This window comes from Streptomyces lavendofoliae, from assembly GCF_014649735.1.
Taxonomy (GTDB): domain Bacteria; phylum Actinomycetota; class Actinomycetes; order Streptomycetales; family Streptomycetaceae; genus Streptomyces; species Streptomyces lavendofoliae.
This window is the reverse complement of the sequence record NZ_BMTP01000014.1, coordinates 139,663-162,543: the sequence shown is the minus strand read 5'-3', so window position 1 is coordinate 162,543 and position 22,881 is coordinate 139,663. Positions and strand designations below refer to the sequence as shown.

Annotated in this window: 21 protein-coding genes and 1 pseudogene; 9 read left to right on the top strand and 13 right to left on the bottom strand. The window is 74.0% G+C overall.

Translation table 11 applies throughout. The features are described from left to right. Positions 1 to 80: 80 nt before the first annotated feature. A complete protein-coding gene (locus IE109_RS25125) occupies positions 81 to 536 on the top strand; it encodes a hypothetical protein (RefSeq protein WP_229891524.1) in 456 nt (151 codons plus the stop codon). A 50-nt stretch (positions 537 to 586) separates the two neighbouring features. After that, the gene (locus IE109_RS25120; RefSeq protein ID WP_189553598.1) at positions 587 to 2,521 is read left to right on the top strand and encodes an FG-GAP-like repeat-containing protein; all 1,935 of its coding nucleotides are present in this window, start codon (positions 587 to 589) and stop codon (positions 2,519 to 2,521) included. A gap of 99 nt (positions 2,522 to 2,620) precedes the next feature. On the opposite strand, the gene IE109_RS34100 is transcribed toward IE109_RS25120, so the two are convergent. Both IE109_RS34100 and IE109_RS34095 read right to left on the bottom strand, forming a co-directional pair. Next, a complete protein-coding gene (locus tag IE109_RS34100) occupies positions 2,621 to 2,887 on the bottom strand; it encodes an aromatic-ring hydroxylase C-terminal domain-containing protein (RefSeq protein WP_506417184.1) in 267 nt (88 codons plus the stop codon). Positions 2,888 to 3,118: 231 nt separating this feature from the next. Continuing rightward, positions 3,119 to 3,563 (bottom strand): annotated as a pseudogene (locus IE109_RS34095) (FAD-dependent monooxygenase); the annotation flags it as partial. Between the two features lie 395 nt (positions 3,564 to 3,958). Here IE109_RS34095 and IE109_RS25105 point away from each other — a divergent pair. Beyond that, the gene (locus tag IE109_RS25105; RefSeq protein WP_189553596.1) at positions 3,959 to 4,846 is read left to right on the top strand and encodes an esterase/lipase family protein; all 888 of its coding nucleotides are present in this window, start codon (positions 3,959 to 3,961) and stop codon (positions 4,844 to 4,846) included. A 61-nt stretch (positions 4,847 to 4,907) separates the two neighbouring features. Here IE109_RS25105 and IE109_RS25100 read toward each other — a convergent pair whose 3' ends face one another. The 4 genes from IE109_RS25100 to IE109_RS25085 form a co-directional block, all read right to left on the bottom strand. Then, on the bottom strand, positions 4,908 to 5,969 hold the full coding sequence (locus IE109_RS25100; RefSeq protein WP_189553595.1) for a lytic polysaccharide monooxygenase: 1,062 nt from the start codon (positions 5,967 to 5,969) through the stop codon (positions 4,908 to 4,910). A 401-nt stretch (positions 5,970 to 6,370) separates the two neighbouring features. Then, entirely contained in the window at positions 6,371 to 6,955 is a 585-nt protein-coding gene (locus IE109_RS25095) for a hypothetical protein (protein ID WP_189553594.1), read from the bottom strand. A gap of 164 nt (positions 6,956 to 7,119) precedes the next feature. Further along, positions 7,120 to 7,632, bottom strand: a complete 513-nt coding sequence (locus tag IE109_RS25090) for a DUF402 domain-containing protein (RefSeq protein WP_189553593.1) — start codon at positions 7,630 to 7,632, stop codon at positions 7,120 to 7,122. Then, positions 7,613 to 8,536, bottom strand: coding sequence for a GNAT family N-acetyltransferase (locus IE109_RS25085; protein WP_189553592.1), 924 nt, complete (start codon positions 8,534 to 8,536; stop codon positions 7,613 to 7,615). Before IE109_RS25085 ends, IE109_RS25090 begins: the two co-directional genes overlap by 20 nt. A 70-nt stretch (positions 8,537 to 8,606) precedes the next feature. Here IE109_RS25085 and IE109_RS25080 point away from each other — a divergent pair, with 70 nt between their 5' ends. Then, on the top strand, positions 8,607 to 8,981 hold the full coding sequence (locus tag IE109_RS25080) for a GntR family transcriptional regulator (RefSeq protein WP_189553591.1): 375 nt from the start codon (positions 8,607 to 8,609) through the stop codon (positions 8,979 to 8,981). Between the two features lie 143 nt (positions 8,982 to 9,124). Here the strand turns inward: IE109_RS25080 and IE109_RS25075 are convergent, their stop codons facing one another. Continuing rightward, complete coding sequence (locus IE109_RS25075) at positions 9,125 to 10,219, bottom strand: DUF5925 domain-containing protein (RefSeq protein ID WP_189553590.1); 1,095 nt, start codon at positions 10,217 to 10,219, stop codon at positions 9,125 to 9,127. A 475-nt stretch (positions 10,220 to 10,694) separates the two neighbouring features. On the opposite strand from IE109_RS25075, the gene IE109_RS25070 reads away from it, so the two are divergent. After that, a complete protein-coding gene (locus tag IE109_RS25070) occupies positions 10,695 to 11,504 on the top strand; it encodes an SGNH/GDSL hydrolase family protein (RefSeq protein WP_189553589.1) in 810 nt (269 codons plus the stop codon). Between the two features lie 433 nt (positions 11,505 to 11,937). Continuing rightward, the gene (locus IE109_RS25065) at positions 11,938 to 12,201 is read left to right on the top strand and encodes a hypothetical protein (protein WP_189553588.1); all 264 of its coding nucleotides are present in this window, start codon (positions 11,938 to 11,940) and stop codon (positions 12,199 to 12,201) included. Between the two features lie 128 nt (positions 12,202 to 12,329). Here the strand turns inward: IE109_RS25065 and IE109_RS25060 are convergent, their stop codons facing one another. The 3 genes from IE109_RS25060 to IE109_RS25050 are packed head-to-tail and all read right to left on the bottom strand — an operon-like array spanning position 12,330 to position 15,278. Continuing rightward, entirely contained in the window at positions 12,330 to 13,526 is a 1,197-nt protein-coding gene (locus IE109_RS25060; protein WP_189553587.1) for a CaiB/BaiF CoA transferase family protein, read from the bottom strand. Positions 13,527 to 13,560: 34 nt separating this feature from the next. Further along, positions 13,561 to 14,343, bottom strand: coding sequence for an ABC transporter permease (locus IE109_RS25055; RefSeq protein ID WP_189553586.1), 783 nt, complete (start codon positions 14,341 to 14,343; stop codon positions 13,561 to 13,563). Then, a complete protein-coding gene (locus IE109_RS25050; protein ID WP_189553584.1) occupies positions 14,340 to 15,278 on the bottom strand; it encodes an ATP-binding cassette domain-containing protein in 939 nt (312 codons plus the stop codon). The genes IE109_RS25055 and IE109_RS25050 overlap by 4 nt, the downstream gene beginning before the upstream one ends. Positions 15,279 to 15,341: 63 nt before the next feature. Between IE109_RS25050 and IE109_RS25045 the strand changes: the two genes are divergently transcribed. Beyond that, positions 15,342 to 16,049: a TetR/AcrR family transcriptional regulator C-terminal domain-containing protein gene (locus IE109_RS25045; RefSeq protein WP_189553576.1), complete on the top strand. Its 708-nt coding sequence runs from the start codon at positions 15,342 to 15,344 to the stop codon at positions 16,047 to 16,049. 110 nt (positions 16,050 to 16,159) lie between these two features. On the opposite strand, the gene IE109_RS25040 is transcribed toward IE109_RS25045, so the two are convergent. From IE109_RS25040 to hmgA, 3 genes are read right to left on the bottom strand one after another with little or no spacing between them, the layout of a single operon-like run. Further along, complete coding sequence (locus tag IE109_RS25040) at positions 16,160 to 17,359, bottom strand: type ISP restriction/modification enzyme (RefSeq protein ID WP_189553557.1); 1,200 nt, start codon at positions 17,357 to 17,359, stop codon at positions 16,160 to 16,162. A 39-nt stretch (positions 17,360 to 17,398) separates the two neighbouring features. After that, complete coding sequence (locus IE109_RS25035) at positions 17,399 to 18,148, bottom strand: GntR family transcriptional regulator (protein ID WP_189553555.1); 750 nt, start codon at positions 18,146 to 18,148, stop codon at positions 17,399 to 17,401. Positions 18,149 to 18,160: 12 nt separating this feature from the next. After that, entirely contained in the window at positions 18,161 to 19,483 is a 1,323-nt protein-coding gene (gene hmgA / locus IE109_RS25030) for a homogentisate 1,2-dioxygenase (protein WP_189553553.1), read from the bottom strand. Positions 19,484 to 19,628: 145 nt separating this feature from the next. On the opposite strand from hmgA, the gene IE109_RS34090 reads away from it, so the two are divergent. After that, entirely contained in the window at positions 19,629 to 20,477 is an 849-nt protein-coding gene (locus IE109_RS34090) for a TetR/AcrR family transcriptional regulator (RefSeq protein WP_189553551.1), read from the top strand. Between the two features lie 95 nt (positions 20,478 to 20,572). Then, positions 20,573 to 22,771, top strand: coding sequence for a molybdopterin oxidoreductase family protein (locus IE109_RS25020; RefSeq protein ID WP_189553549.1), 2,199 nt, complete (start codon positions 20,573 to 20,575; stop codon positions 22,769 to 22,771). Positions 22,772 to 22,881 lie beyond the last annotated feature (110 nt).

Sequence of the window (22,881 nt, the reverse complement as noted above, 5' to 3'; positions counted from 1 at the left end):
CACGCCTGCTGTATCGAGCCTCAGGGGGAACTGTGGCGATATCCCGTGTCCGCATTGCTGCGTTGAGCAGTCTCGTTGGCGTGTTTTCGGTAGTTGGCGGAATTTCGGCGTTCGGTGCCGCAAGCGCCGCACCGCAGAAGGCGGAGCCGGCTGCGGCCGCTGACGTGCCGTGGGCGGTGGAGGACTTCTCCTACCCCGGCGCCGCCCAGATCGAGCAGAACCAGCAGATCGTGCTGCGACGTGGCGACGGTCACATCAGGCTGACCACCTGTGAGGGCACTCCTGACATCGAGGTGAAGTCGCGCACCGGGCAGAAGACTTATTGCTTCGACGTCGATGCGAAGCAGGGCTACCTGGCCCTCGAACTGCCCGATGTCATTGGTCTCTGGACCCAGGAGCACCCCGTACGGGCGACTGTCACCGCCGACGGCAAGAAGACGACGGTCGAGGCGGAGGCCAACGGATACCAGGCGCTGGGTGAGGGCGTCGACAAGGGACCGCGGTCGGTGCTCGTCGAACTCCGCGTCACCGGCTGATGGCGCCGACCGCAGTCACCGCCCGCCCTATAGCAAGGAAGATTCCCACCGTGCTTCGTACACGCACGCGCCCCGTCGTGATCGCCATGGCCCTGGCCGCCGCCGGGGGTTCGACCATGCTCACCGGTACCCCTGCCCTGGCCGCCACGGGTGCTGACGCCCCCCTCGGCGCCCAGGCGTCCGTCGCCCGTCTCCACATCGGCGACGGTGATGCCGCCCGCTCCTGCTCCGGCACCCTGGTCGACGGTCAGTGGGTTCTGACCGCCGCGGCGTGCTTCGCCACCGATCCCGCCAACCCCACGAACGTCGCGCCGGGCAAGCCCGCCCTGAAGACCACCGCGACCGTCGGGCGCAGCTCCCTGACCGGGTCGGGCGGGCATGCGGCCGAGGTCGTGGAGCTGGTGCCCTCACCGACCCGCGATCTGGTCATGGCGCGCCTGGCCACGCCGGCCACCGGCATGGCGCCGGTCGGGCTGGCCGCTTCCCCGGCCGGGGAGGGGGACGTTCTGCAGGCGGTCGGGTTCGGCCGGACCCGGACCGAGTGGGTGCCCGGCACGGCCCACACCGCTTCGATGAAGACCGGCACCGTGTCGGACACCGAGCTCACCTTGAGCGGTGCCACCGAGACCGATGCCCTGTGCAAGGGCGACACCGGCGCACCGCTGCTGCGGGAGTCCGAGGGACGTCTCGAGCTGGTGGGTGTGGCCACCCGGTCGCGTCAGGGCGGGTGCCTGGGTGAGACCGAGACGCGCACCGACGCCGTCGCCACCCGTACGGACGACATGGCCGACTGGATCGCCACCACCGTGGGGCGGTCGTGGTCGCAGCTGATGACGGCCGCCGACTTCAACGGTGACGGCAAGGCCGATCTGCTCACGATCGATGCCGCCGACGACTACCTGTATGTCCAGCCGGGTGATGGCAAGGGCAAGTTCGGCAAGCGCGCCAAGGTCAGCGAGGGCAAGTGGAGCGGCATGCGGCTGCTGGCCGCCACGGACTTCACCGGTGACGGCAAGGGCGACATCCTCGCCGCCAACACCAACGGCAACCTCTACCTCTACCCGGGCAACGGCAAGAGCGGGGTGACCGGTTCCTCCGTGGCCGGAAGCGGCTGGGGCGCGATACGTCTGGTCGCCGCCGCCGACTTCAACGGCGACAAGAAGGGCGACCTGATCGCCGCCCACACCAACGGCAACCTCTTCTTCTACCCGGGCAACGGCAAGAACTTCGCCGCGGGGACGCTGTCCAGCTCCGGCTGGTCCAACATGCGCCTGCTCGTCGCCGGCGACTTCAACGACGACGACAGGGCCGACCTCTACGCCGTCCACAACAGCGGCACCCTGTACCTGTACGCCGGCAAGGGCAACGGCACCTTCCACGCGGCCAAGAAGACCGGCGACGGCTGGCAGAACATGCGCCTGCTGTCCGGCGCCGACTTCAACGGCGACAAGAAGGGCGACCTGATCGCCCTCCACACCAACGGCAGCGTCTACGCCTACCCCGGGAACGGCAACGGCGGCTTCGGCGCCCCCGTCGTCACCCCGGGGCCGGTCCGGTACGTCGACCTGATCCGCAACGGCACCTTCACCACGAACGTCGACGACTGGTGGGCCGCCGAGCGGGCCTCGATCGTCCACGCCGACGGCACGCTGCTCGCGACCGTCGAGGCGGACACCACCGCCTCGTGGGAAGCCATCGCCGGCCAGGGCGCCCTGGCCCTCCGCAAGGGCGGCACCTACACCCTGACGTTCGATGCCAAGGCGTCGGCCGCCGCACAGATCCGGGCCATCGTCCAGCTCGGCGAGGAGCCCTACACCTCCACCCTCGACCAGGTCGTCGACCTCGGCACCGGCCTCAAGCGGTACACCTACACCTTCACGTCCACCATCGACACCACCACCGGATCGCTCAACTTCGAGATCGGTGGCAACCCCGCCAAGACGGCCGTCACCCTCGACAACGTCTCCCTCGTCACCGCGAACTGACGCGCCGGCGACCCGGTGAAGGCACCGGCGTGCGGCCTCGGCGCCACCGCGGGGCGGCCCGCCGGGGCGCCGGGGCCGCTTCGGCGGCCGGGGTCCGCGCTAGTCGGTGAGCCCGGCCTTCGCCAGATAGCGGTCGAGGTGGGCGGGGTCCTGGGTGGCGAGGCCGATGTGGCCGTCGGGGCGGACCAGGAACGGGCCCGCGCCGAGCGCCTCCGCCAGTTCGCCGTCGGGCACCCGGATCGTGGCGACGGCCGGCGGCACGCGGGGCGGGGTGCGGTCCACCGCGAGGAGGGTGAAGTGCGGGCCGCGCATCAGCTCCAGCAGCCGCCGCGGGCCGTCCTCCGTGCCGCACGGCAGGTCCGGCACGCGGTCGCCCGCCCGGACCGCGGCCCCGGCGAGCCGCTCCCGGGTCTCGGTGCTCAGCGCGCTGTCGCGGTAGTGCACCGACAGCAGATGGGTGAGCCGGCCGCGGTCACGCGCCTTCTCGATGCCACCTTCCGGACTGCGGCCCGTCCGGTACAGCCGGGAGCGGAGCTCCAGGACGTGCACGACGGCGGGGCGGCGCTCGGTCTTGTAGCTGTCCAGCAGTGCGTCCGGGGCCTGGTGGCGCAGCACCTGCCCCAGCTTCCAGCCCAGGTTGTAGGCGTCCTGGACGCTGATGTTCAGGTCCTGCCCGCCACCGGGCGGGTGGGCGCGCGGCCTCGCCGGCGAGGAACACACGACCGTCGCGGAACCGCTCGGCCAGCGCCGTGTGCGGCTGGTGGTACGAGTGCCACAGCACGTCCGTGACGGCGTCGGCCGGCAGGTGGGTGCGGGTGGCGATCAGCTGCCGCACCGCCTCGGGGGTGAGGTCGCGCTCCTCGTCGTCGGCGCGGGTGTTGAGCTGGAAGTCGTCTGTGCCCGGCAGCGGGCACAGCAGCAGACTGCCCGCGCCCCGGGCGTCCGGGTCGTCGAGCCAGATGTGCCAGTGGTCGCGGTCCAGGCCCCGGATGCGGACGTCCACCACCACGGCGGGGTGCAGTGCGCCGTCCTCGCCCTTCATGGCGATGCCGGCCTGCTCACCCGCCCCGGCCGGTGGGCCGCGCCGGCGGACGACCCCGGCCGGCTGCCCGCGGTCCTCGACGAGCTGCGCATCCGCGGGGGCGGCTGAGGGTGGCCGTAGGGGCGCTGCTCGCCCGCTTCCCGGGACTGCGCCCCGCGGTGCCCGCGGGGGAGGTGGAGTGGGGCACCGCGACGATCCGGCGCTGCCCGCTGCGGCTGCCGGTGAGGTGGTGATCCGTCAGTTTTTACCGACGCGTAACTTCCCTGTCTCTCCTACCCGTGCGTAACTTGGCATGAGCACGGCATTCGCTGTGCTTCCCCACCAGTGGTCCGGGCCACGGGGCGTACCGCCACCGCCCCACATCCCCATTCCTTGAGCCGCAAGGAGACCACTCGATGCTGCCCTCACGCCTGCCCGCACGCCTGTCCTTGCGTGTGCGCCGCGCGCTCAGAGCCTCGGCCGTCCTGCTGCTGGCCGTCGCCGCCACCCTCGCCCCCGCCTCCGCCGCCCAGGCCCAGGGCCCCAGCAGCGGCTGGAACGACTACACCTGCCGGCCGTCGTCCGCCCACCCCCGCCCCGTCGTCCTGGTCCACGGCACCTTCGGCAACTCCGTCGACAACTGGCTCGCCCTCGCCCCCTATCTGGTCAGGCGCGGCTACTGCGTCTTCTCCCTCGACTACGGGCAACTGCCCGGCGTGCCCTTCTTCCACGGCCTCGGCCCCATCGAGAAGTCCGCCGAACAGCTCGACGCGTACGTCGACAAGGTCCTCGCCGCCACCGGGGCAGCCGAGGCCGACCTCGTCGGCCACTCGCAGGGCGGCATGATGCCGCGCCACTACCTCAAGTTCCTCGGCGGCGCCGACAAGGTGAACGCCCTGATCGGGCTCGCCCCCGACAACCACGGCACCACGCTCCTGGGCCTCACCAAGCTGCTGCCGTACTTCCCGGGCGCGGCCCACCTGCTGAACGAGAAGACCCCGGGCCTCGCCGACCAGATCGCCGGTTCCGCCTTCCTCCGGAAACTCAACGAGGGCGGCGACACCGTCCCGGGCGTCCGCTACACCGTCATCGCCACCAGGTACGACGAGGTCGTCACCCCCTACCAGTCCCAGTTCCTCGACGGGCCGGGCGTCCGCAACGTGCTCCTCCAGGACCTGTGCCCCCTGGACTTCTCCGAGCACGTGGTGATCGGGCTGCTCGACCGGATCGCGTACCACGAGGTCGTCAACGCGCTGGACCCGGCGCACGCGAAGCCCACCACCTGCGCGTCCGTCGTCGGCTGACGGAACGACGCGAAGGGGCCCGTCCGGATCCGGACGGGCCCCTCCCCGGTCACACCGGTCGTCAGCGCGTGGCCCTGCGGCGCGCCGTGCCGAACAGCAGCGCCGCGCCGATGGCCAGCACCGCCGCGCCACCGCTGGCGAGGTACGGCGTGCTGCCGCTGCCGCCGGTCTCGGCCAGGTTCTCGCCGGCCGCGGCGGCGACGGGCGACGGGGTGCCGGCACCGTTGGCCTGGAGCGTGCCGGCCCGCTCGGCCTGCTCCGTCGCCTCCGCCTCCGCCTGCTCGGCCGGCTCCGCGGGCTTCGCCGCCCCGGGCTGCTCCGGCTCCTCGGCGGCGGGGGCCGCGGGCTCGGCGGGCCGGGCGTCGTGGTCGTCACCGCCGTGTCCGCCGTGGTCGACCGTCGACTTGTCCGTGCCCTGCTCGATCTGCTCGTCGGAGGGTGCCGAGGCGACCGGGGCGGGGGCGCCGCCCGCCTGGCCGCTGTCCTTCCCGAACACCACGTCGGAGCAGGTGTAGAAGGCCTCGGGCGAGTCCGAGCGCTGCCAGATCGAGTAGACCAGGTGGCGGCCGGACTTGGCGGGGACGGTGCCGTCGAAGACGTAGGCGCCGTTCTCCAGCTTCGGGTTCGTGACCTTCGCGAAGGGCTTCGCCTCCAGGTCCGACCACTTCAGCGGCTTGGACGGGTCGTAGCCGTCCTTAGTGATGTACAGCTCGAAGGAGCCCTTGTGCGGGGCGGTCGCGCGGTAGCGGAAGGTGTGCGTGCCGGCGGTCATCGCGGACGACGGCCAGTCGCCGCGCGGCAGGTCGAGCCCCTTGTACTTGACACGGTTCGCGCTGCACAGCTTCCCGTCCGGTATCAGCCGCTGGTGGTTGCCGGCGGCGTTGGCGATGTTGACCTCGTTCCAGTCGTAGAACGCCTGCGGACCGCTCGCCGCGACCGCCGCCTTGCACGCCGCCGAGTCCGGGCTCTCCGGGCCCTCCGCGTAGCACGCGGACACCCGACTGACCGGATCGGTCATCGTGCCGTGCGCCGCGGCGGGCGACGCGGTCAGGCCGGCGAGCGCGAGCGGCGCGATGCCCAGGGCGACGGCGGCGGCTGCGGGCGTGCGGCGACGAGCGGTCATGGTGACGTTCTCCTTCGGCGGGACGAGCAGATGTGGGGGGTTGCGGGGACGGGAACCGGACGGGCGGCACAGCCCCCCGGCCTCGGTACCGACGATCCGGACCGGCCCCGGTGATCAGCAAACTAGCCCGCGGGGAGGCCGGATCCGGCGGTCTGCGGCGGCAGATGAGGATTCTTATGCTCCGCTTAAGGCGACGCTAAGAGGACGCTCAGGTATCGCCATTCCCGCGGTCGTCCGCCCCCGGCAGCAGGGTGCCCACAGTCCGCCGCGACGCCGCTTGGCGCCGAGGGCGGTGGCTTCCCGTACGGCCCCCGTGAAGCCCCGAGGCGATCCGCTGACCTGGCGGGGCAGCACTTCCCGGAGCGCACGGCGTCCGCCACACGTACGCCGGCGGCAGCGCCCTAGGCGTCGTCGACGCCCAGGTCGGCGCGCATGGACCGTTTCATCTCCGCCAGGCGGGGCCAGACCTCCGCGTGGAACCGGCCCTCCAGTGCGGCGAGTTCCTCCCCGTACGTGGCGGTGGCCGCGCCGAGCTTCCTGAGCGACCCGTACGCGGTGTTCAACTGCTTCTTGGCCGCGCTGCACGAGCGCAGCACCGTGTCAGGGGCGATCATCTGGGCCTCGGCGTAGCTGTCCCGGAAGGCCAGCCTGCTCGCCTCCAGCCGTTCCAGGGACCCGTCGACGTCCTCGCCCCGCCGCACCGCGTGCAGGTGGCTGGTCATGGCCGTCAGGTACTGACGTGCGGCGGTGTTCAGCGTGATGTAGCAGGCCCGGCGCCTCTCCAGGCCCTCGCGGAGCCGCGCCTCCGCCTGCTCCGCCCGGAGCAGCTCCGCCGCGTGGTCGCGCTCCTCGCGGCGCTGCTCGGTCGAGGCGAGCAGCTCCATCCGTTTCGTACGGTCCGCGCGGTTCTGGGTCAGCAGCGCGGCCCCCAGGGTCCCCGCCACGCCCACGATCGCGACCAGCAGCCCCACCCAACTCGCGCCCATGGTGCCCCCTCCAAGCCCTCGGCCCCACCCACGGTAGTGGCCGACGCACCCGCCGGGGGCGCCGTTCCGGGCGGCCGGTCGCGGCGGAGCGCTCCAGGTGGCGCAGAGCGCCCGCCCGGGGCAGCGCGGCCCCTCCGCGCAGGGGTCACGCCGTACGCGGTCCCCTACCGCGAGCCGGTCCCCGGACCGCCCGCCGGGGCACCCGGCAGGGCGCCCGCGCGGGCCAGGGCCTCCAGGGCGTCGAGGGCCTCGCGGGCGGCCACCGCGGCGGCCGGATCCCGCTCCGCGAGGCCGCTCGCCGCGAACTCGTCCTCGTCCAGGCGCAGGACCTCGGCGCCGTCCGCCGACACCCACAGGTCCAGATCCAGGTCCTCCACGAGCACCTCGCCGAGGACGCCGTCGACGCGTGCGGGCCGGGTGACGTCGCAGTACCAGCCCTTCAGGGCGCCGTCGCCGGAGCGGACCTCCTTCACCGCGTACCAGCGGTCCCGCCAGTAGTGCTCGGTGAAGACGTCACCCGGTTCGAAGCGCACGAAGCCGAAGTCCCGCACACCGTCCGCCGCCCACGGGGCCCGGACGGTGATCCGGGTGCCGTCGTCGGCCAGCACCTGGGCCGGGTAACGGATCTTCGTCCGTCCGGCCTTGACGAGACGCACCTCAACCGAGGGCGCGGACATGCCGGACCTCCGTCGCGCAGATCTCGTACCCGAACCACCTGTTGATCGCCAGCATCGGCCCGTTCTCCGCGTCGTTGCTGGTGAACGCGTCCGTGTAGCCCGCCGCCCGGGCCCGGAGCAGCGAGTCGGTCTTGGCGAGCTTCGCCAGGCCGCGCCCCCGGAACGCGCGCAGCGTGCCGGTCATGCCGGAGAGGTAGCGGGTCCTGCCGTCGGTGTGGGCGGCGGTGAACGCCGCGACCCGGCCGTCCACCGTCACCACCGAGGTCAGCCCAAGGTCGAGCAGCGGGTCGTGCCAGGTGTCGGCCAGCCAGTCCTCGTAGTCGTCCAGCTCGGCACCGATGTCGCTCGGCTCGTCCGCCGTCACCTCCGCGTCCGCCTCGAACAGCGGTCGTGGGTCGGCGGCGTACGCGGCGGCGGTGCGCAGCTCGACGCCCGGCGGCAGCGTCGTGGGAAGCTCCGGCAGGGCGCGGCCCGCCAGGTCGAGCCGGAGGAAGTGCACCGGACGGGTCGGCCGGTAGCCGCGCTTCTCCGCGAACCCGCGGGACCCCGGCTCGTCCAGTACCCAGGCGTACACGCTCTCCGCTCCCTCCGCCGCCAGGTGCTCCTCGGCGGTACGCAGCAGCAACCCGCCAGCGCCCAGCCCCCGGTGGTCGGGGTGCACCTGGGGGTTGGCGTACGACAGCCCGGGGGTCCGGGACTCGTACGCGATGCCGACGCCGGCGGTCCCGATGATCTCCCCGTCCCTCTCCGCCACCAGCAGCCGGTACTTCCCGGCCGGATTCGCCGACTCCACCTGGGCGAGGACCGCCGGGGGCGTCGTCACCTGGAAGGGCAGCGCGGCACGCCGCACCCGGGTCACGGCCTCGGCGTCCCCGGGACGGAAGTCGCGCACGATCACAGTCATGGAGCCGCACGGTACGCGCGGCCGGTGCGTACCGCCTCCCAATTACCCGGCCGTGGGGGACAATCGCACCGTGACCTTGACGATCTCCATCGACGCGGGCTCCCCGGCGGCCCCGTACGAGCAACTGCGCGCCCAGATCTCCGAGCAGGCCCGCTCCGGCCGCCTCCCCGTCGGCTACAAGCTGCCGACCGTCCGCGGCCTCGCCGGGGAACTGGGCCTCGCGGCGAACACCGTCGCCAAGGCGTACCGGGTGCTGGAGACGGACGGGGTCATCGAGACGAGGGGCCGGGCCGGCACGTTCGTCGCCGCCGCCGGGGACGCCGCCACCCGCCAGGCGGCGACGGCCGCCGCCGCGTACGCCGCCGAGGCCCACCGCCTGGGCCTCGGCCGCGCCGACGCGGAAGCGGCCGTGGCGGACGCCCTGCGCGCGGTGTACGGCGCGTAGCCCGCCCCGCGCCCTGCTGGGAACAGCCCGGCGCACTGACGTGGGCGCCCCGCCCTGGCAGGGGCGCCCCCCTCGTCCTTCGTCGGGGGCGGCCCCGCGCCCCGACGTGGGCGGCCCGGCGCACCGACGGGACAGCCCCCGTCCTACAGGTACAGCCCCGCGTCCGCGCCGCGCGCCTGGTCCGGGATCGCCGCCGGGCCGGTGCCGCGCCGCAGCGCGTACAGCTCCGCCAGCGTCGCCCCGTCGCGGCCGATCCCCTCCTCGGTGCCGAGCCACGCCACCGCCTCAGGCCGGGTCAGCGGGCCGACCTCGATCCGGGCCAGACAGCGGCCGGGGCGGACCACCGCCGGGTGCAGGCGCTCCAGGTCCTCGTTGGTGGTGACCCCGACCAGGACGTTGCGGCCCTGGCCCAGCAGCCCGTCCGTCAGGTTCAGCAGCCGTGACAGGGCCTGGCCCGCCGTGTGCTTGGCCTCCCCGCGGATCAGCTCGTCGCAGTCCTCCAGAAGGAGCAGCCGCCACCGGCCGTTCGCCGTGCCCTCGTCCTCGCCGATCGCGATGTCCATCAGGTAGCCGACGTCGTTGAACAGCCGCTCCGGGTCCAGGACGCAGTCGACCTGGCACCAGTCGCGCCACGACCTCGCCAGCGTGCGCAGCGCCGACGTCTTGCCGGTGCCCGGCGGGCCGTGCAGCAGGAGCAGGCGGCCCGAGATGTCGTCGGGCGTCACCTTCATCAGGCGGTCCATCGCCTCGGCCACCGGCGCGGTGTAGTTGGGCCGCACCTCCTCCCAGGTCCCCGCGGCGATCCGGCGGGTCGTGCGGTGCGGGCCCCGGCGGGGCGACACGTACCAGAAGCCCATGGTCACGTTGTCGGGCTGCGGCTCCGGGTCGTCCTTCGCGCCGTCCGTCGCCTCCTTCAGCACCCGCTCGGCGAGCTCCGGCTCGACCGCGGTGACGGTCACGTCGGCGCCCCGGTTCCAGCGGGAGACCAGCAGCGTCCACCCGTCGCCCTCGGCGAGCGTGGCGCTGCGGTCGTCGTCGCGGGCCGAGCGCAGCACCGCGGCGCCGGGCGGCAGGAGGGTCGCGCCGGGTTTGACGCGGTCGAGGGACGAACTGTGCGAGTACGGCTGCTCGCCCGTCGCGAAGCGCCCGAGGAACAGCGCGTCGACGACGTCGGCGGGGGAGTCGCTGTCGTCGACGGTGAGCCGGATCGGCAGGGCCTCATGCGGGTTGGCAGACATGCGCCCCATGATCCGGCACACACGCGTTCGCCGCACGGTGTTTACGCACGTGTTCCGGCCGGTGCCGGGGCCGCCCCGGCCCCTGACCGGCCCGCCCGCGCGCGGCGGGCCCGGCCACCCCGCGCCGCCTTCGGGGCGAGTCGGGGCCGCCCGGGCGAACCGCCCCCGTCTCGCCCCGCGGGCGCCCGCCCCGACCGCACCCACCCGGGGCGCCGCGCCCCCCGGCCCCGACCGCACCCACCCGGGGCGCCGCGCCCCCGGCCGCGACCGCGCGCGCCGGGGCGCGGCGACCGTGGCGTCGCCTCGACAGAAATGACTCCGCCCGGGTGAGTTACCTGTGAATCGACGGATATCGCGCCTCGCGCGTGAGCAGACTTTGACTGGACGTCACCTGCATGTCCTCCCCGGCTATTGGCATGGACACTGCATCCTGCTACGAACTTTTCAGGCAGAAATCCTGCCAGAGGGAGGTTCCATGAAACTGTCCCGAGCCGCGGCGTTCACCACCTCACTCCTCCTCGGCGTCGCCCTGTCCCTCACCGGGGCGGCATCGGCGCAGGCCGACTCGTCGGCCGCAGCCCTCGACTACGTGGCCCTCGGCGACTCCTACTCCTCCGGAGTCGGCGCCGGCAGCTACGACAGCGCGAGCGGCAACTGCAAGCGCAGCACCCGGGCCTTCCCCAAGCTCTGGGCCGCCGCGAACTCCCCCTCGTCCTTCGCGTTCACGGCGTGCTCCGGCGCCCGAACCAACGACGTGACGGCGGGCCAGCTCGGGCCGCTGTCCTCCGCCACCGACCTCGTCTCCCTCACCGTCGGCGGGAATGACGCGGGCTTCGCCGACGTCATGACCACCTGCGTCCTCCAGTCCGAAGCGACCTGCATCGCCCGCGTCAACGAGGCGAAGAGCTACGTCGACACGACCCTTCCCGGCCGGCTCGACTCCGTGTACTCGGCGATCCGGACCAAGGCCCCCTCGGCGCGGGTCGTCGTGCTCGGCTACCCGCGCTTCTACCAGCTCGGCGGCGGCTGCCTCGCCGGCCTGACCGAGAACGAGCGCAGAGCCATCAACAGCGGCGCGGACCACCTCAACGCGGCGACCGCCAAACGCGCCGCCGACCACGGCTACACCTGGGCCGACGTCACGCCGGCCTTCACCGGTCACGAGATCTGTTCGAGCGCGTCCTGGCTGCACAGCGTCAACTGGCTCAACATCGGCGAGTCGTACCACCCCACCGCCGCCGGACACTCCGGTGGCTACCTGCCCACCTTCAGGGCCGCGCTGTAAGGCGCCGGGTCCGGCCGTGCGGTACCTCCCTTCACCGGCGTACCGCCCGTCGGCCCCGCGTCCCCACGCGTGACCGGGAAGCCCCTCCGGGGAGCCCTGCGAAAAACCCGTCCGAGACGACCGCGCCCCGGCCGGTCTCCTGCCGGACATCCGGCAGGAGACCGGCCGTTGTGCGTCCCGCCCCGCCTCCGAGCGCGGTGGCGGCGCGCCACCGCGCCCACGACAAACGGCACTTCGGGCATTGATCGCAAGCCGGTGCAAGCCGACCACGACACACCTGTCCAACTCGCCCTGGAATCACTCGCATTCGGAGGGTAGTCGTCAACCCTCGTACATGTGTGGTGAATCCCTTTACCGGGATACACGCATGAGATGCGGGGACGATAGGGTTAATCTGCAGCGGCCGGGTGCCCTCGTACGGGTGGGGAGTGACATGGAACAGATAACGGTGCGCAGCAGGCCTCGGGTGCCTGCCATCACGTGCGGGAGCAGCGCGACCAGTACGCGCCTCGACCGCCACCTCGCGGTGCTGGGCGGTCCGGCCGTCCCGCAGCGCGAGTCGGCCGAAGCGACCTTGCTGATGCGGGAGTTGACGTCACGTGATGTCGCCCACACCCGTATGAGCAAGAGCGCGCGCGTCCGGCTCTTCGCGCCGTTGCGCCGCCTGCGCCGCTCGCTCTTCGGCAACCACGCCTGACGACGCCGCCCCGCCCGCCCGCACCCCTCGGAAGTCACCGCGCACCTCGTCCCGGCCACGATGCGCCGTCGGCGTCCGGCCGGGGTGGGGCCGTGCCGGATCCTCCTCGCGGAGGCCGCCGGGGCGCGTCACGCCACCACCCGCTCCCGCCGCAGCTCGACACGGACGTCCTCCGGGACGCCCAGCTCCCGCAGCACCGCTTCCGTGTGCTCGCCCAGTGCGGGCACCGCGCCCATCCGTGACTCCGGACCCCCCGGAAGCGTGATCGGCGGGAGCATCGCCCGCAGCGGGCCCACCGCCGTGTCCACCTCCCGCCAGCGGTCACGGGCCGCGAGCTGTGGGTGGGCCGCCACGTCCGCGACCGAGTTGAGGCGGGCGCACGCGATGCCCGCCGCCTCCAGGCGGTCGATCGCCTCCGCCGTGGCCAGCCCGGCCAGCGCCTCGCCCACCACCGCGTCCGTCCTCGCCCGGTGCGCCACCCGCGCCGTGTTGGTGGCGAACGCCGGGTCGTCCCCCAACTCGGGGCGGCCCAACACCAGTTCGGCGAGCCGTCGCCACTCCCGGTCGTTCTGCACCGACAGCAGCACCTGGCCCCCGTCGGCCGTCGGGTACGCGTCGTAGGGCGCGATGACGGCGTGCGCGACCCCCGTACGGGCCGGGGCCTCGCCGCCGTGCATCCCGTGGTGCAGGGGGTGGCCCATCCACTCCGTGAGCGACTCCAGCATGGAGATCTCCACCGGGCCGCCCCGCCCCGTGGTCGTCCGCCGCAGCAAAGCCGCCAGCACCCCGGAGAAGGCGTACATGGCCGCCGCGACGTCGGCGGCCGGGATCCCCGCCTTGACGGGCCGGTCGGGCGTCCCGGTGACCGACACGAGCCCCGCCTCGCACTGCACGAGCATGTCGTACGCCCGCTTGTGCGCGTACGGGCCGCCCGCCCCGTACCCCGAGATGTCCACCGCCACCAGCCGCGGGTGGACCGCGCACAGCGTCGCCGCGTCCAGGCCGAGCCGGGCCGCCGCCCCCTGCGCCAGGTTCTGCACGAACACGTCCGCGCCCGCGACCAGGCGGCGGACGACATCGATGCCGCGCGGGTCCTTGAGGTCCACCGCCACCGACTCCTTGCCCCGGTTGCACCACACGAAGTGCGAGGCGAGGCCCCCGGCGGCGGTGTCGTAGCCCCGCGCGAAGTCACCGCCGTCCGGGCGCTCGACCTTGATGACCCGGGCGCCCAGGTCGGCGAGCTGGCGCGTGGCGAACGGCGCGGAGACGGCCTGCTCGACGGCGACGACGGTGATGCCTTCGAGGGGCAGCGGCAGAGTGCTCATGACAGCCGTACCTATCGTGTACGTGCCACCTTTGTCACCCCTCCGCGGCGGCGTACCTGCGCACCGCGAGCGGCACGCACACCGCCAGCAGCACCAGCGACCACCCGATCGACCCGGCCACCGGGTGGGCGACCGGCCAGGCCGCGCCCTCGGGTACGGGCGCGTTGCCGAAGAGGTCGCGCGCGGCCGTCGCCACCGCCGAGATCGGGTTCCACTCGGTGAGCGTCCGCAGCCAGCGGGGCATGCCGTCGGTGGGGATGTACGCGTTCGACAGCAGCGGCAGCATGAACGTGGCGCCGCCCAGCTGGCCGGCCGCCTCCTCGCTCCGGGACGCGAGCCCCAGCAGGATGCCGATCCAGGTGGTGGCGAAGCGGAACAGCAGCAGCAACCCGAAGGCACCCACCGCCGCGGTCGGGCCGCCGTCCATCCGCCACCCCATCGCGAGCCCCACCAGGACCAGCGGGACCAGCCCGGCGGCCGTGGTCACCAGATCGGCGGCCGCCTGCCCCAGCGGCACGGCCACCCGGCTCATCGGCAGGGTGCGGAAGCGGTCCATCACGCCCCGGTGGGAGTCCTGGGCGGCGGTGAACATGCCGGTCATGATGCCGTTGGCGGCCGTGGCCACCAGCATTCCGGGCACCAGGAAGGCGCGGTACTCGGTGCCCGGCATGGCCAGCGCGCTGCCGAAGACGTACCCGAAGAACAACAGGAAGACGATCGGCATCGTCTGGGTCATGACGAGGATCGCCGGTGCGTGCCGGACGCGCTGGAGGTGGCGTCCGAGGACGGCGACGCCGTCGTGCAGGACCGCGCTCATGGGGTCGGCTCCTCGCGGGCGGTGAGGCGGAGGAACACCTCGTCCAGGGTGGGCGGGCGGAGGGTGGCGTCGACGATCAGGACGCCCGAGGCGTCCAGTTCGCGCACGACGCGGGGCAGGGTCAGGGTCGGATCGGTGGTGACGGCGCCCACGGTGCGGGCCTCCTCGTCCAGGGCGGGCTCGGAGCCGGTGAGCCGGTCCAGGACGGCCGCGGCGGCGTGCAGGCCGGACGGGTCGGCGACGACGACCTCGGCGTAGCTGCCGATCAGCGCCTTGAGCTGCGCCGGCGTGCCGGTGTGCGCGGCCCGCCCCTCGTCGATGAGGACGATGTCGTCGGCGAGCTGGTCGGCCTCCTCCAGGTACTGCGTGGTGAGCAGCACGGTCGTGCCCCGCGACGCCAGTTCCCGCACGGAGTCCCGGATGGCGTTGCGGCTGTGCGGGTCCAGGCCGGTCGTCGGCTCGTCCAGGAACAGCACCGCGGGCCGTACGAGCAGGCTGGCGGCCAGGTCCAGCCGGCGCCGCATGCCACCGGAGTACGTCCGGGCCGGGCGGCCGGCCGCCTCGTCGAGTCCGAACCGTTCCAGCAGGTCGTCGGCGCGGGCGCGGGGCGCCCGCAGCAGGCGGGCGAACAGGCGGAGGTTCTCCCGGCCGGTCAGGTCGCCGTCGACGGAGGCGTACTGGCCGGTGACGCCGATGGACCGGCGTACGGCGGCGGCCTCGCGGGCCACGTCGTGGCCGGCGACGCGGGCGCTGCCGGCGTCGGGGGAGGTGAGCGTGGTCAGGACCCGTACGGCGGTGGTCTTGCCCGCGCCGTTGGGCCCGAGGATCCCGCAGACCGTGCCTTCGGGGACGGCCAGATCGAGGCCGCGCAGGGCCCGGACCTCGCCGTAGCGCTTCTCCAGACCCTCACTAAGTACAGCGTACGTAGTTGTCATGCGCCGACCGTACCGCACTACGTACGCTGTACGTAACTAGGATGGTGGTCGAGGTGATGAGCGATGGCGGGCCGAGCGGCCGTACCGGAAGTGATCTGGGCGCGCCCCGAGCGCACGGGCCGGGGCCCCAGGCCGGCGTACCGCCGCGCGGACATCGCCGCGGCGGCGGTCGGCGTCGCGGACGCCGACGGCGTCGACGGGCTGTCCATGCGGCGGGTCGCGGCCGAGCTGGGCTGCGGGACCATGTCGCTCTACAACTACGTGACGGGCAAGGCGGACCTGTACGAGCTGATGGTCGACGCGGTCAGCGGCGAGTACGACCTGCCGGACACACCCGTCGGCGACTGGAAGGGCGACATGCTGGCGCTGGGCCGGCAGACCCGGGCCATCATGCTCCGCCACCCGTGGCTGACCCGGGTGATGTCGACCGTCTACGGCTACAGCCCCAACGCCCTGCGCTACCTGGAGTACTGCCTCGGCCGCCTCGAGCCGCTCGACGCACCCGGCGGCGCCAAGCTGGAGCTGATCGCGATGGTCAACGGCACCGCCCTGACCACCGTCGCGAACGAGCTGGCCCTCGCGGAGCGCACCCGCTCGCTGCCGTGGTCCGAGGAGCAGGAACAGGCCGTGCGCGCCGCCTACCTGAAGCGGGAGGTGGCGAGCGGGACGTACCCGCGCCTCGCCGGACTGCTCGCCGGGGCGCCCGCGCCGGACGACGCCGCCGCGTCCTTCGACCGCGCGCTGCGGCGCCTGCTGGACGCCTTCGGCTGACCGCGAGCCGGAGCCGGTACGTCCCTCCCGGCCGCCGCGCGCCGGTCCCGCATCCCCCCGCGCGCCTCTCCGCCCGTGCCCGTCCGCGCGCCTCTGCCGGCCGCGACCGGCTACAGGAGGGCCAGCTGGCCCTCGGGGCCCTCTTCCTCCTGGTCCAGGACGGAGGCGGGGCGGCGCGCCGTGCCGGGCGGGGGCAGCACGCCCGCCGCGCGGAGCTCGGCACGGGTGAGCAGCGCCGTGCCGGACAGATCCGGGCGGTCCGCCTCCAGCTGGGCCTGGAGGGCCAGAACGGTGATCAGCTCCAGCAGCTCCGACGTCCATTCCCGGGGCCACGCGGCGGGGCGGATCGCCTCCAGGGTGCCGGGCTCGGCAGGGGCGGTGCGGCGCTCGAACCAGAGCTCCAGCACCCGCACCCCGCCCACCCGGTACTCCCACGCCCCGGCCGGTACGGGCGAGATCCGGCCGCCGTCGCCGACCAGCAGCGCCTCGCCGTCCACGTCGTACGCCAGGCCCTCCGGGCGGGCCGGGAGCGCGGCGCGGACGTAGGGGCGGCGCCCGCCGGGCAGCCGGGGGCGCTCCCCGCCCCGGGCGCCGCGCAGCTGGACGTCCCTCATGCGGCGGCCCAGCGCCACCCCGGCCGCCCAGACGGCGGGGTCGTCCGGCAGCGGGACCGCGCACCCGGCGGGGGAGGGCCGGGCGGCCACCAGTGCCCACGCCGGCAGGTCCTCGGGATCGACCCCGGTGCCGTAGCGCCCGCGCAGCAGCTCCACCAGCCCGGGCGTGACGTTCGGCTCCCGCCCGCCGGGGCGCCGGTACAGCGGACGGATACGGCCCGGGCGGCCCGCGGGGGAGCGGCCGTCCGGCAGCGCCGCCGTCACCAGCAGCCCGGGGCCCGCCGCCTGCGGTACGTACCCCTGCTCGACGGCGAACAGCTGCCGCTCGTCGGCCACCCGCCACAGCTCGGGGCGGGCCGCGTCCAGCAGCCGGTGATCCGGCAGCAGCCACTGCTCGTCGTACGGCCCGTGGGCCAGCCGCACCGGCCGCGGGCACGGGCCGGCCTCCCGCGCCAGCCGGGCCGTCCCGGTCCGCTGCCCCGGCAGCGCGGCCACCGAACTCGTCAGCGTGCGTGCCCGGGTGGGCCGGAACAGGGCCTCCCGCTCGCCGTCCCCGGCCGACACCAGCGCGTCCCAGCGGGCCCGCAGGGTGCGTACGTCCGGGGCGACGACCCACGGGCGCCCCAGCCGCAGCGGCGCCACGGACCAGGGCATCAGGTCGTCGAGCAGCGGTACGTCATCCGTCACGGCCCGCATGCTAGTGACCACCCCCCGCACCCCTCCACCGCCGCCTCCTCAGTCCGCCTCCATCGTGACGGTGAAGGAGAACCGGTCGCCCCGGTAGCGGATGCGCGCCACGTCGACCACCCGGCCGTCCTCGTCGTAGGTCACGCCCGTGTAGTGCAGGATCGGCGACAGCAGCGGCACCTGGAGCAGGGCGGCCGTCTCGGGGTCCGCCAGCCGGGCCTCCACGGTGTCGGTGATCCGGCTGATGCGCACCCCCACCGCGTCCCGCAGCACCTTCGTCATCGGCCACCGCTCCAGGTCGGCCAGGTCGATCCGGGCCGCCACCTCCGGCCGGACCGCGTTCTCGGCCCAGTTCGTCGGCTCGCCGCTCTCGCCGTCGCAGCGCAGCCGCCGGTAGGTGACCACGCCCGACAGGTCCGGGAAGTGTTCGGCCAGCTCACCGGGGACCTTGTCCTCGCCGTGGCCGAGGATCGTCGTCCGCTCGCCCGACTGCTGGGCCACGATCGCGTCGATCGAACCCAGCAGCCGGCGCGGCGCGCTGCGCCGGGCACCGGGCTCGATGAACGTGCCGCGCCGCCGGTGCCGGCTGATCAGCCCCTCCGCCTCCAGCTCCTTCAGCGCCTGCCGCATGGTCAGGACGCTGACGCCGTAGTGCGTGGCCAGCTGCTCCTCGGTGGGCAGGCGCAGCGAGGCGTCCGGCGCGCGCCCGAGTATGGAGGCGCGGAGGGACTGCGAGACCTGGTACCACAGCGGGAGCTTGCGGTTCAGGACCAGCGAGTCGGGGGCGAAAGCGGTCACGGGTACTCCGTACTACGGCCGAAAGTGGCGCTCAAGACCCTGCCACACGTCGTCGTACCCGCGCTGCAGGTGGCCCGCGCCCGCCGCCTGCCCGGTGGCCGTGACGGGCCAGCGCGTCTCGAACATGAACGCCAGGCCGTCGTCGATCCGCTGCGGCACCAACTCCGCCGCGCTCGCCCTGTCGAACGTCTCCCGGTCCGGGCCGTGCGCCGACATCATGTTGTGCAGCGAGCCCCCGCCCGGCACGAAGCCCTCGGCCTTGGCGTCGTACGCGCCCTCGATCAGGCCCATGTACTCGCTCATCACGTTGCGGTGGAAGTACGGCGGGCGGAAGGTGTCCTCGCCCACCAGCCAGCGCGGGGCGAAGACCACGAAGTCCACGTTCGCGAGGCCCGGGGTGTCGGACGGCGAGGTGAGCACCGTGAAGATCGACGGGTCCGGGTGGTCGTAGGAGATGGTCCCGATCACGTTGAAGGTGCGCAGGTCGTACACGTACGGGACGTGGTTGCCGTGCCAGGCGACGACGTCGAGCGGCGAGTGGGTGTACGTCGCGGTCCACAGGTTGCCGCAGAACTTGTTCACCACCTCCACCTCGCCCTCCACGTCCTCGTACGCGGCGACCGGCGCCCGGAAGTCCCGGGGGTTGGCGAGCCCGTTGGCGCCGATCGGGCCGAGGTCGGGCAGCTGGAAGGGCCGGCCGTAGTTCTCGCACACGTACCCGCGGGCCGTCGCGTCGAGCAGCTCGACGCGGAAGCGGACCCCGCGCGGGATGAGCGCGACCTCGCCGGGGCGGGCCGCGAGATCGCCCAGCTCGGTGCGGAGCAGCAGGCCGCCGCGCTCGGGGACGATGAGCAGCTCGCCGTCGGCGTCGCTGAAGACCCGGTCCATGGAGGCGTCGGCGTGGTAGAGGTGCACCGCCATGCCGGTGCGCTGCGCCGCGTCGCCGTTGCCGCCGAGCGTCCACAGGCCGGCCAGCCAGTCGGTGCCGGGCACCGGGTCCGGGAGGGGGTTCCAGCGCAGCCGGTTGGGGTCGGGGACGGTCTCGGTGAAGGGCGCGGTCCGCACAGCGCCGTTGTCGGTGCGCGTGAAGGGCGGGTGGGCGGCCGACGGGCGGATGCGGTAGAGCCAGGAGCGCTGGTTGTGGGCGCGCGGCTCGGTGAACGCGGAGCCGCTCAGCTGCTCGGCGTACAGGCCGAGCGGTGCGCGCTGGGGCGAGTTGCGGCCGAGCGGCAGAGCGCCGGGAACGGCCTCGGAGCTGTGCTCATTGCCGAATCCGGTGGAGTACTCCAAAGCCTCCGCGATCTTCTTCGCCTGTTCGGTGACATCGCTCGTCATCGTCGCCCGCTCCTGTAGCTCGGCCTGCCGGATGGAATCCTATGTAAGACCGTAGGATTCGAAGGAGCCCGCGTCAACGGGGGTGGGACTGGGACGGTGGCCGGACGCCGCCGGTTCCCGCCGCGCGGCGCGGCATCATGGACCCGTGCCCCCGCCCCCGTCCTCGCCGCTGCGCCGGGCGCCGGTCCAGCGGCGCAGTGCCGAGCGCCTTGCCCGGATCCTCGACGCCTGCGCGCAGCTCATCGAGGAGGCCGGTTACGAGAAGCTGAGCACGCGGGACGTTGCGGTGCGGGCCGGCGTGCCGATCGGATCGGTCTACCGCTTCTTCTCCGGCAAGCGCGCCATGGCCGCCGCGCTCGCCCACCGCAACCTCGACCGCTACGCCGAGCGCGTGGCGGCCCGGCTGGCGGGGCGGCCGGGCCTCGACGCGTACGGTGCCGTCGACTGCGTGCTCGACGAGTACATCGCCATGAGGTGCACCGTGCCGGGGTTCGCGCTCGTCGACTTCGGCGTCCCCGGTCCGGCGCCCCTCGGCGCGCCGGCTCCCGGATCGGCCGCGGCGCCGCCCCCCGGCCCGGCTCCCGATCCGGCTCCGGCGCCCGGCGGGAGCCCCGGCGGTGGCGAGGGGCCGGGAGGGGGCGCCGGGGAGCCGGGCGAGGAGCCCGACGAGGGGTCGGGCGAGGGGTCGGGCGAGGGGGACAGGGAGCCCGGCGAGGGCGGCGGGGAGCCCGTCGGCGCCCATCACACCGGCCCGCGCCGCGGCGGCCCCGACGACGTCAACCACCTCGTCGCCGACCGGATCCGGGGCCTGCTCGCCGGTCATCTCCGCCATCCCCGCGGCGACATGGCGCGGCGCAAGATCCTCGTGGCGGTCGAGGCCACCGACGCGCTGCTGCGGCTCGCCTTCCGGGCCGGCCCACCGGGCGATCCCGAGCTGATCGCCGAGACCCGCGCCCTGCTCCGCGCCTATCTGGCACCGGTTCTGCGCGGCTGAACCATCGCCACCGTGCGTACCGGTCGGTATGCTCCCCGGTGTCTGCGACTCACGCCGCCGCGGCCCCACGGCTGCCGCCGTCCCGGGAGGCCCCCATGCCCACCGCCCCGCGCATCTGCCCGCTCTGCGAAGCCACCTGCGGACTCACCCTCACCCTCGACGGCACGCGCGTCACCGGCGTGCGCGGCGACCGGGACGACGTCTTCAGCCGGGGGTTCATCTGCCCCAAGGGCGCGTCGTTCGGCGAGCTCGACGCCGACCCGGACCGCCTGCGCGGCCCACTCGTGCGCGGCGAGGACGGCACCTTCCGGGAAGCGGCCTGGGAGGAGGCGTTCGACGTGATCGCCCGCCGGCTCCCGCCGCTCGTCGAGCGGCACGGCGCCGACGCCGTCGGGGTCGTCCTCGGCAACCCCAACGTCCACACCATGGCGGGCGCCCTCTACCCGCCCCTCCTGCTCGGCGCCCTGCGCACCCGCAACCTCTTCACCGCGTCGACGCTGGACCAGATGCCCAAGCACGTCTCCAGCGGGCTGCTGTTCGGCGACGCGTTCGCCATCCCCGTGCCCGACCTGGACCGCACCGCCCACCTGCTGGTCATCGGCGCCAACCCACTGGACTCCAACGGCAGCCTGTGCACCGCGCCCGACTTCCCCGGCAGGCTCAAGGCGCTGCGCGGGCGCGGCGGCACCCTCACCGTCGTCGACCCGCGCCGCACCCGCACCGCGCGCCTCGCCGACCGGCACGTCGCCATCCGCCCCGGCACCGACGCGCTCCTGCTGGCCGCCCTCGCCCACGTGCTGTACGAGGAGGGCCTCACCGACCTCGGGACGCTCGCCGGACACGTCCAGGGCGTCGCTGAGGTCGAGGCGGCCGTACGGGACTTCACGCCCGAGGCGGTCGCCGGCGCGTGCGACGTGGACGCCGGCACCATCCGGGCGCTCGCCCGCGAGCTGGCGGCGGCGCCGGCCGCGGCCGTGTACGGGAGGGTCGGCGGCAGCACCGTCGCGTACGGCACCCTCACCAACTGGCTCGTCGACGTCCTCAACGTCCTCACCGGCAACCTCGACCGGCCCGGTGGCGCGATGTTCCCGCTCTCCGCCACCGTCCCGGCGCCCCGCCCGGCGGGCCCCGGCAAGGGGTTCGCGCTCGGCCGCTGGGCGAGCCGCGTCTCCGGGCACCCCGAGGCCAAGGGCGAACTGCCCACCGCCGCCCTGGCGGAGGAGATCGAGACCCCAGGCGAGGGGCGGATCCGCGCCCTCGTCTCCATCGCCGCCAACCCGGTCCTGTCCGCCCCCGACGGCGACCGGCTCGACCGTGCCCTCGGCGCCCTGGACTTCATGGTCAGCGTCGACCCCTACCTGAACGAGACCTCGCGCCACGCGGATGTGGTCCTGCCCCCGCCGCCGCCCGCCCAGACCGCCCACTTCGACTTCGCCTTCAACGGCTTCGCCGTCCGCAACCAGGTCCGTCACACGCCCGCGCCCGTCCCGCTGGAGCCGGGCCGCATGGACGAGTGCGAGATCCACGCCCGGCTGATCCTCGCCGTGACCGGCACGCGGGACGCCGACCCGTCCGCCGTCGACGACATGGCCATCGCCCGCACCCTCGCCAAGGCGGTCACCGAGCCGCACTCGCCCGCCTACGGCCAGGACCCCGAGGAGTACGCGGCACGGCTCACCGGCCGCACGGGCGCCGAGCGGCGCCTGGACCTGATGCTGCGCCTCGGCCCGTACGGCCTGACCCTCGACCGGCTCCGCGAGCACCCCCACGGCATCGACCTCGGGCCGCTGGAGCCGCGCCTCCCGCAGGTGCTGAAAACCCGCAGCGGACGCGTCGAACTCCTGCCGGACCCCATCGCCGCCGACCTGCCCCGGCTGCGGGCGGCGCTGGCCGCGCCGGAGGACGCCCTGGTCCTCGTCGGCCGCCGCCACCTGCGCTCCAACAACAGCTGGATGCACAACGTCCCCACCCTCAACAGCGGCACCAACACCTGCACGCTCCAGGTCCACCCCGACGACGCCGACCGTCTGGGCCTCACCGACGGCGCCCCCGCACGCGTGAAGGCCGACGGCGGGGAGCTCACCGTCCCGGTGGAGGTCACCGACACCGTACGGCCGGGGGTGGTGAGCATCCCGCACGGCTGGGGCCACGACCGGCCCGGCACCCGCATGGCGGTCGCCGCAGGGCGGCCCGGCGTCAACGTGAACCAGCTCCTCGACGGCACCCGGCTCGACCCGCTGTCCGGCACCGCCGTGCTCAACGGCTTCCCCGTCCACGTATCAGCCCTGCACTGACCGCTCCTGAGCTGGGGTTTTGCTCGTATTGCTCACAGGTCAACACCTTGTTAACGGTTCAGCGAGGCACCTAACGTCATCCGGACCGCCGGCCCCCCGGTGGAGTTCAA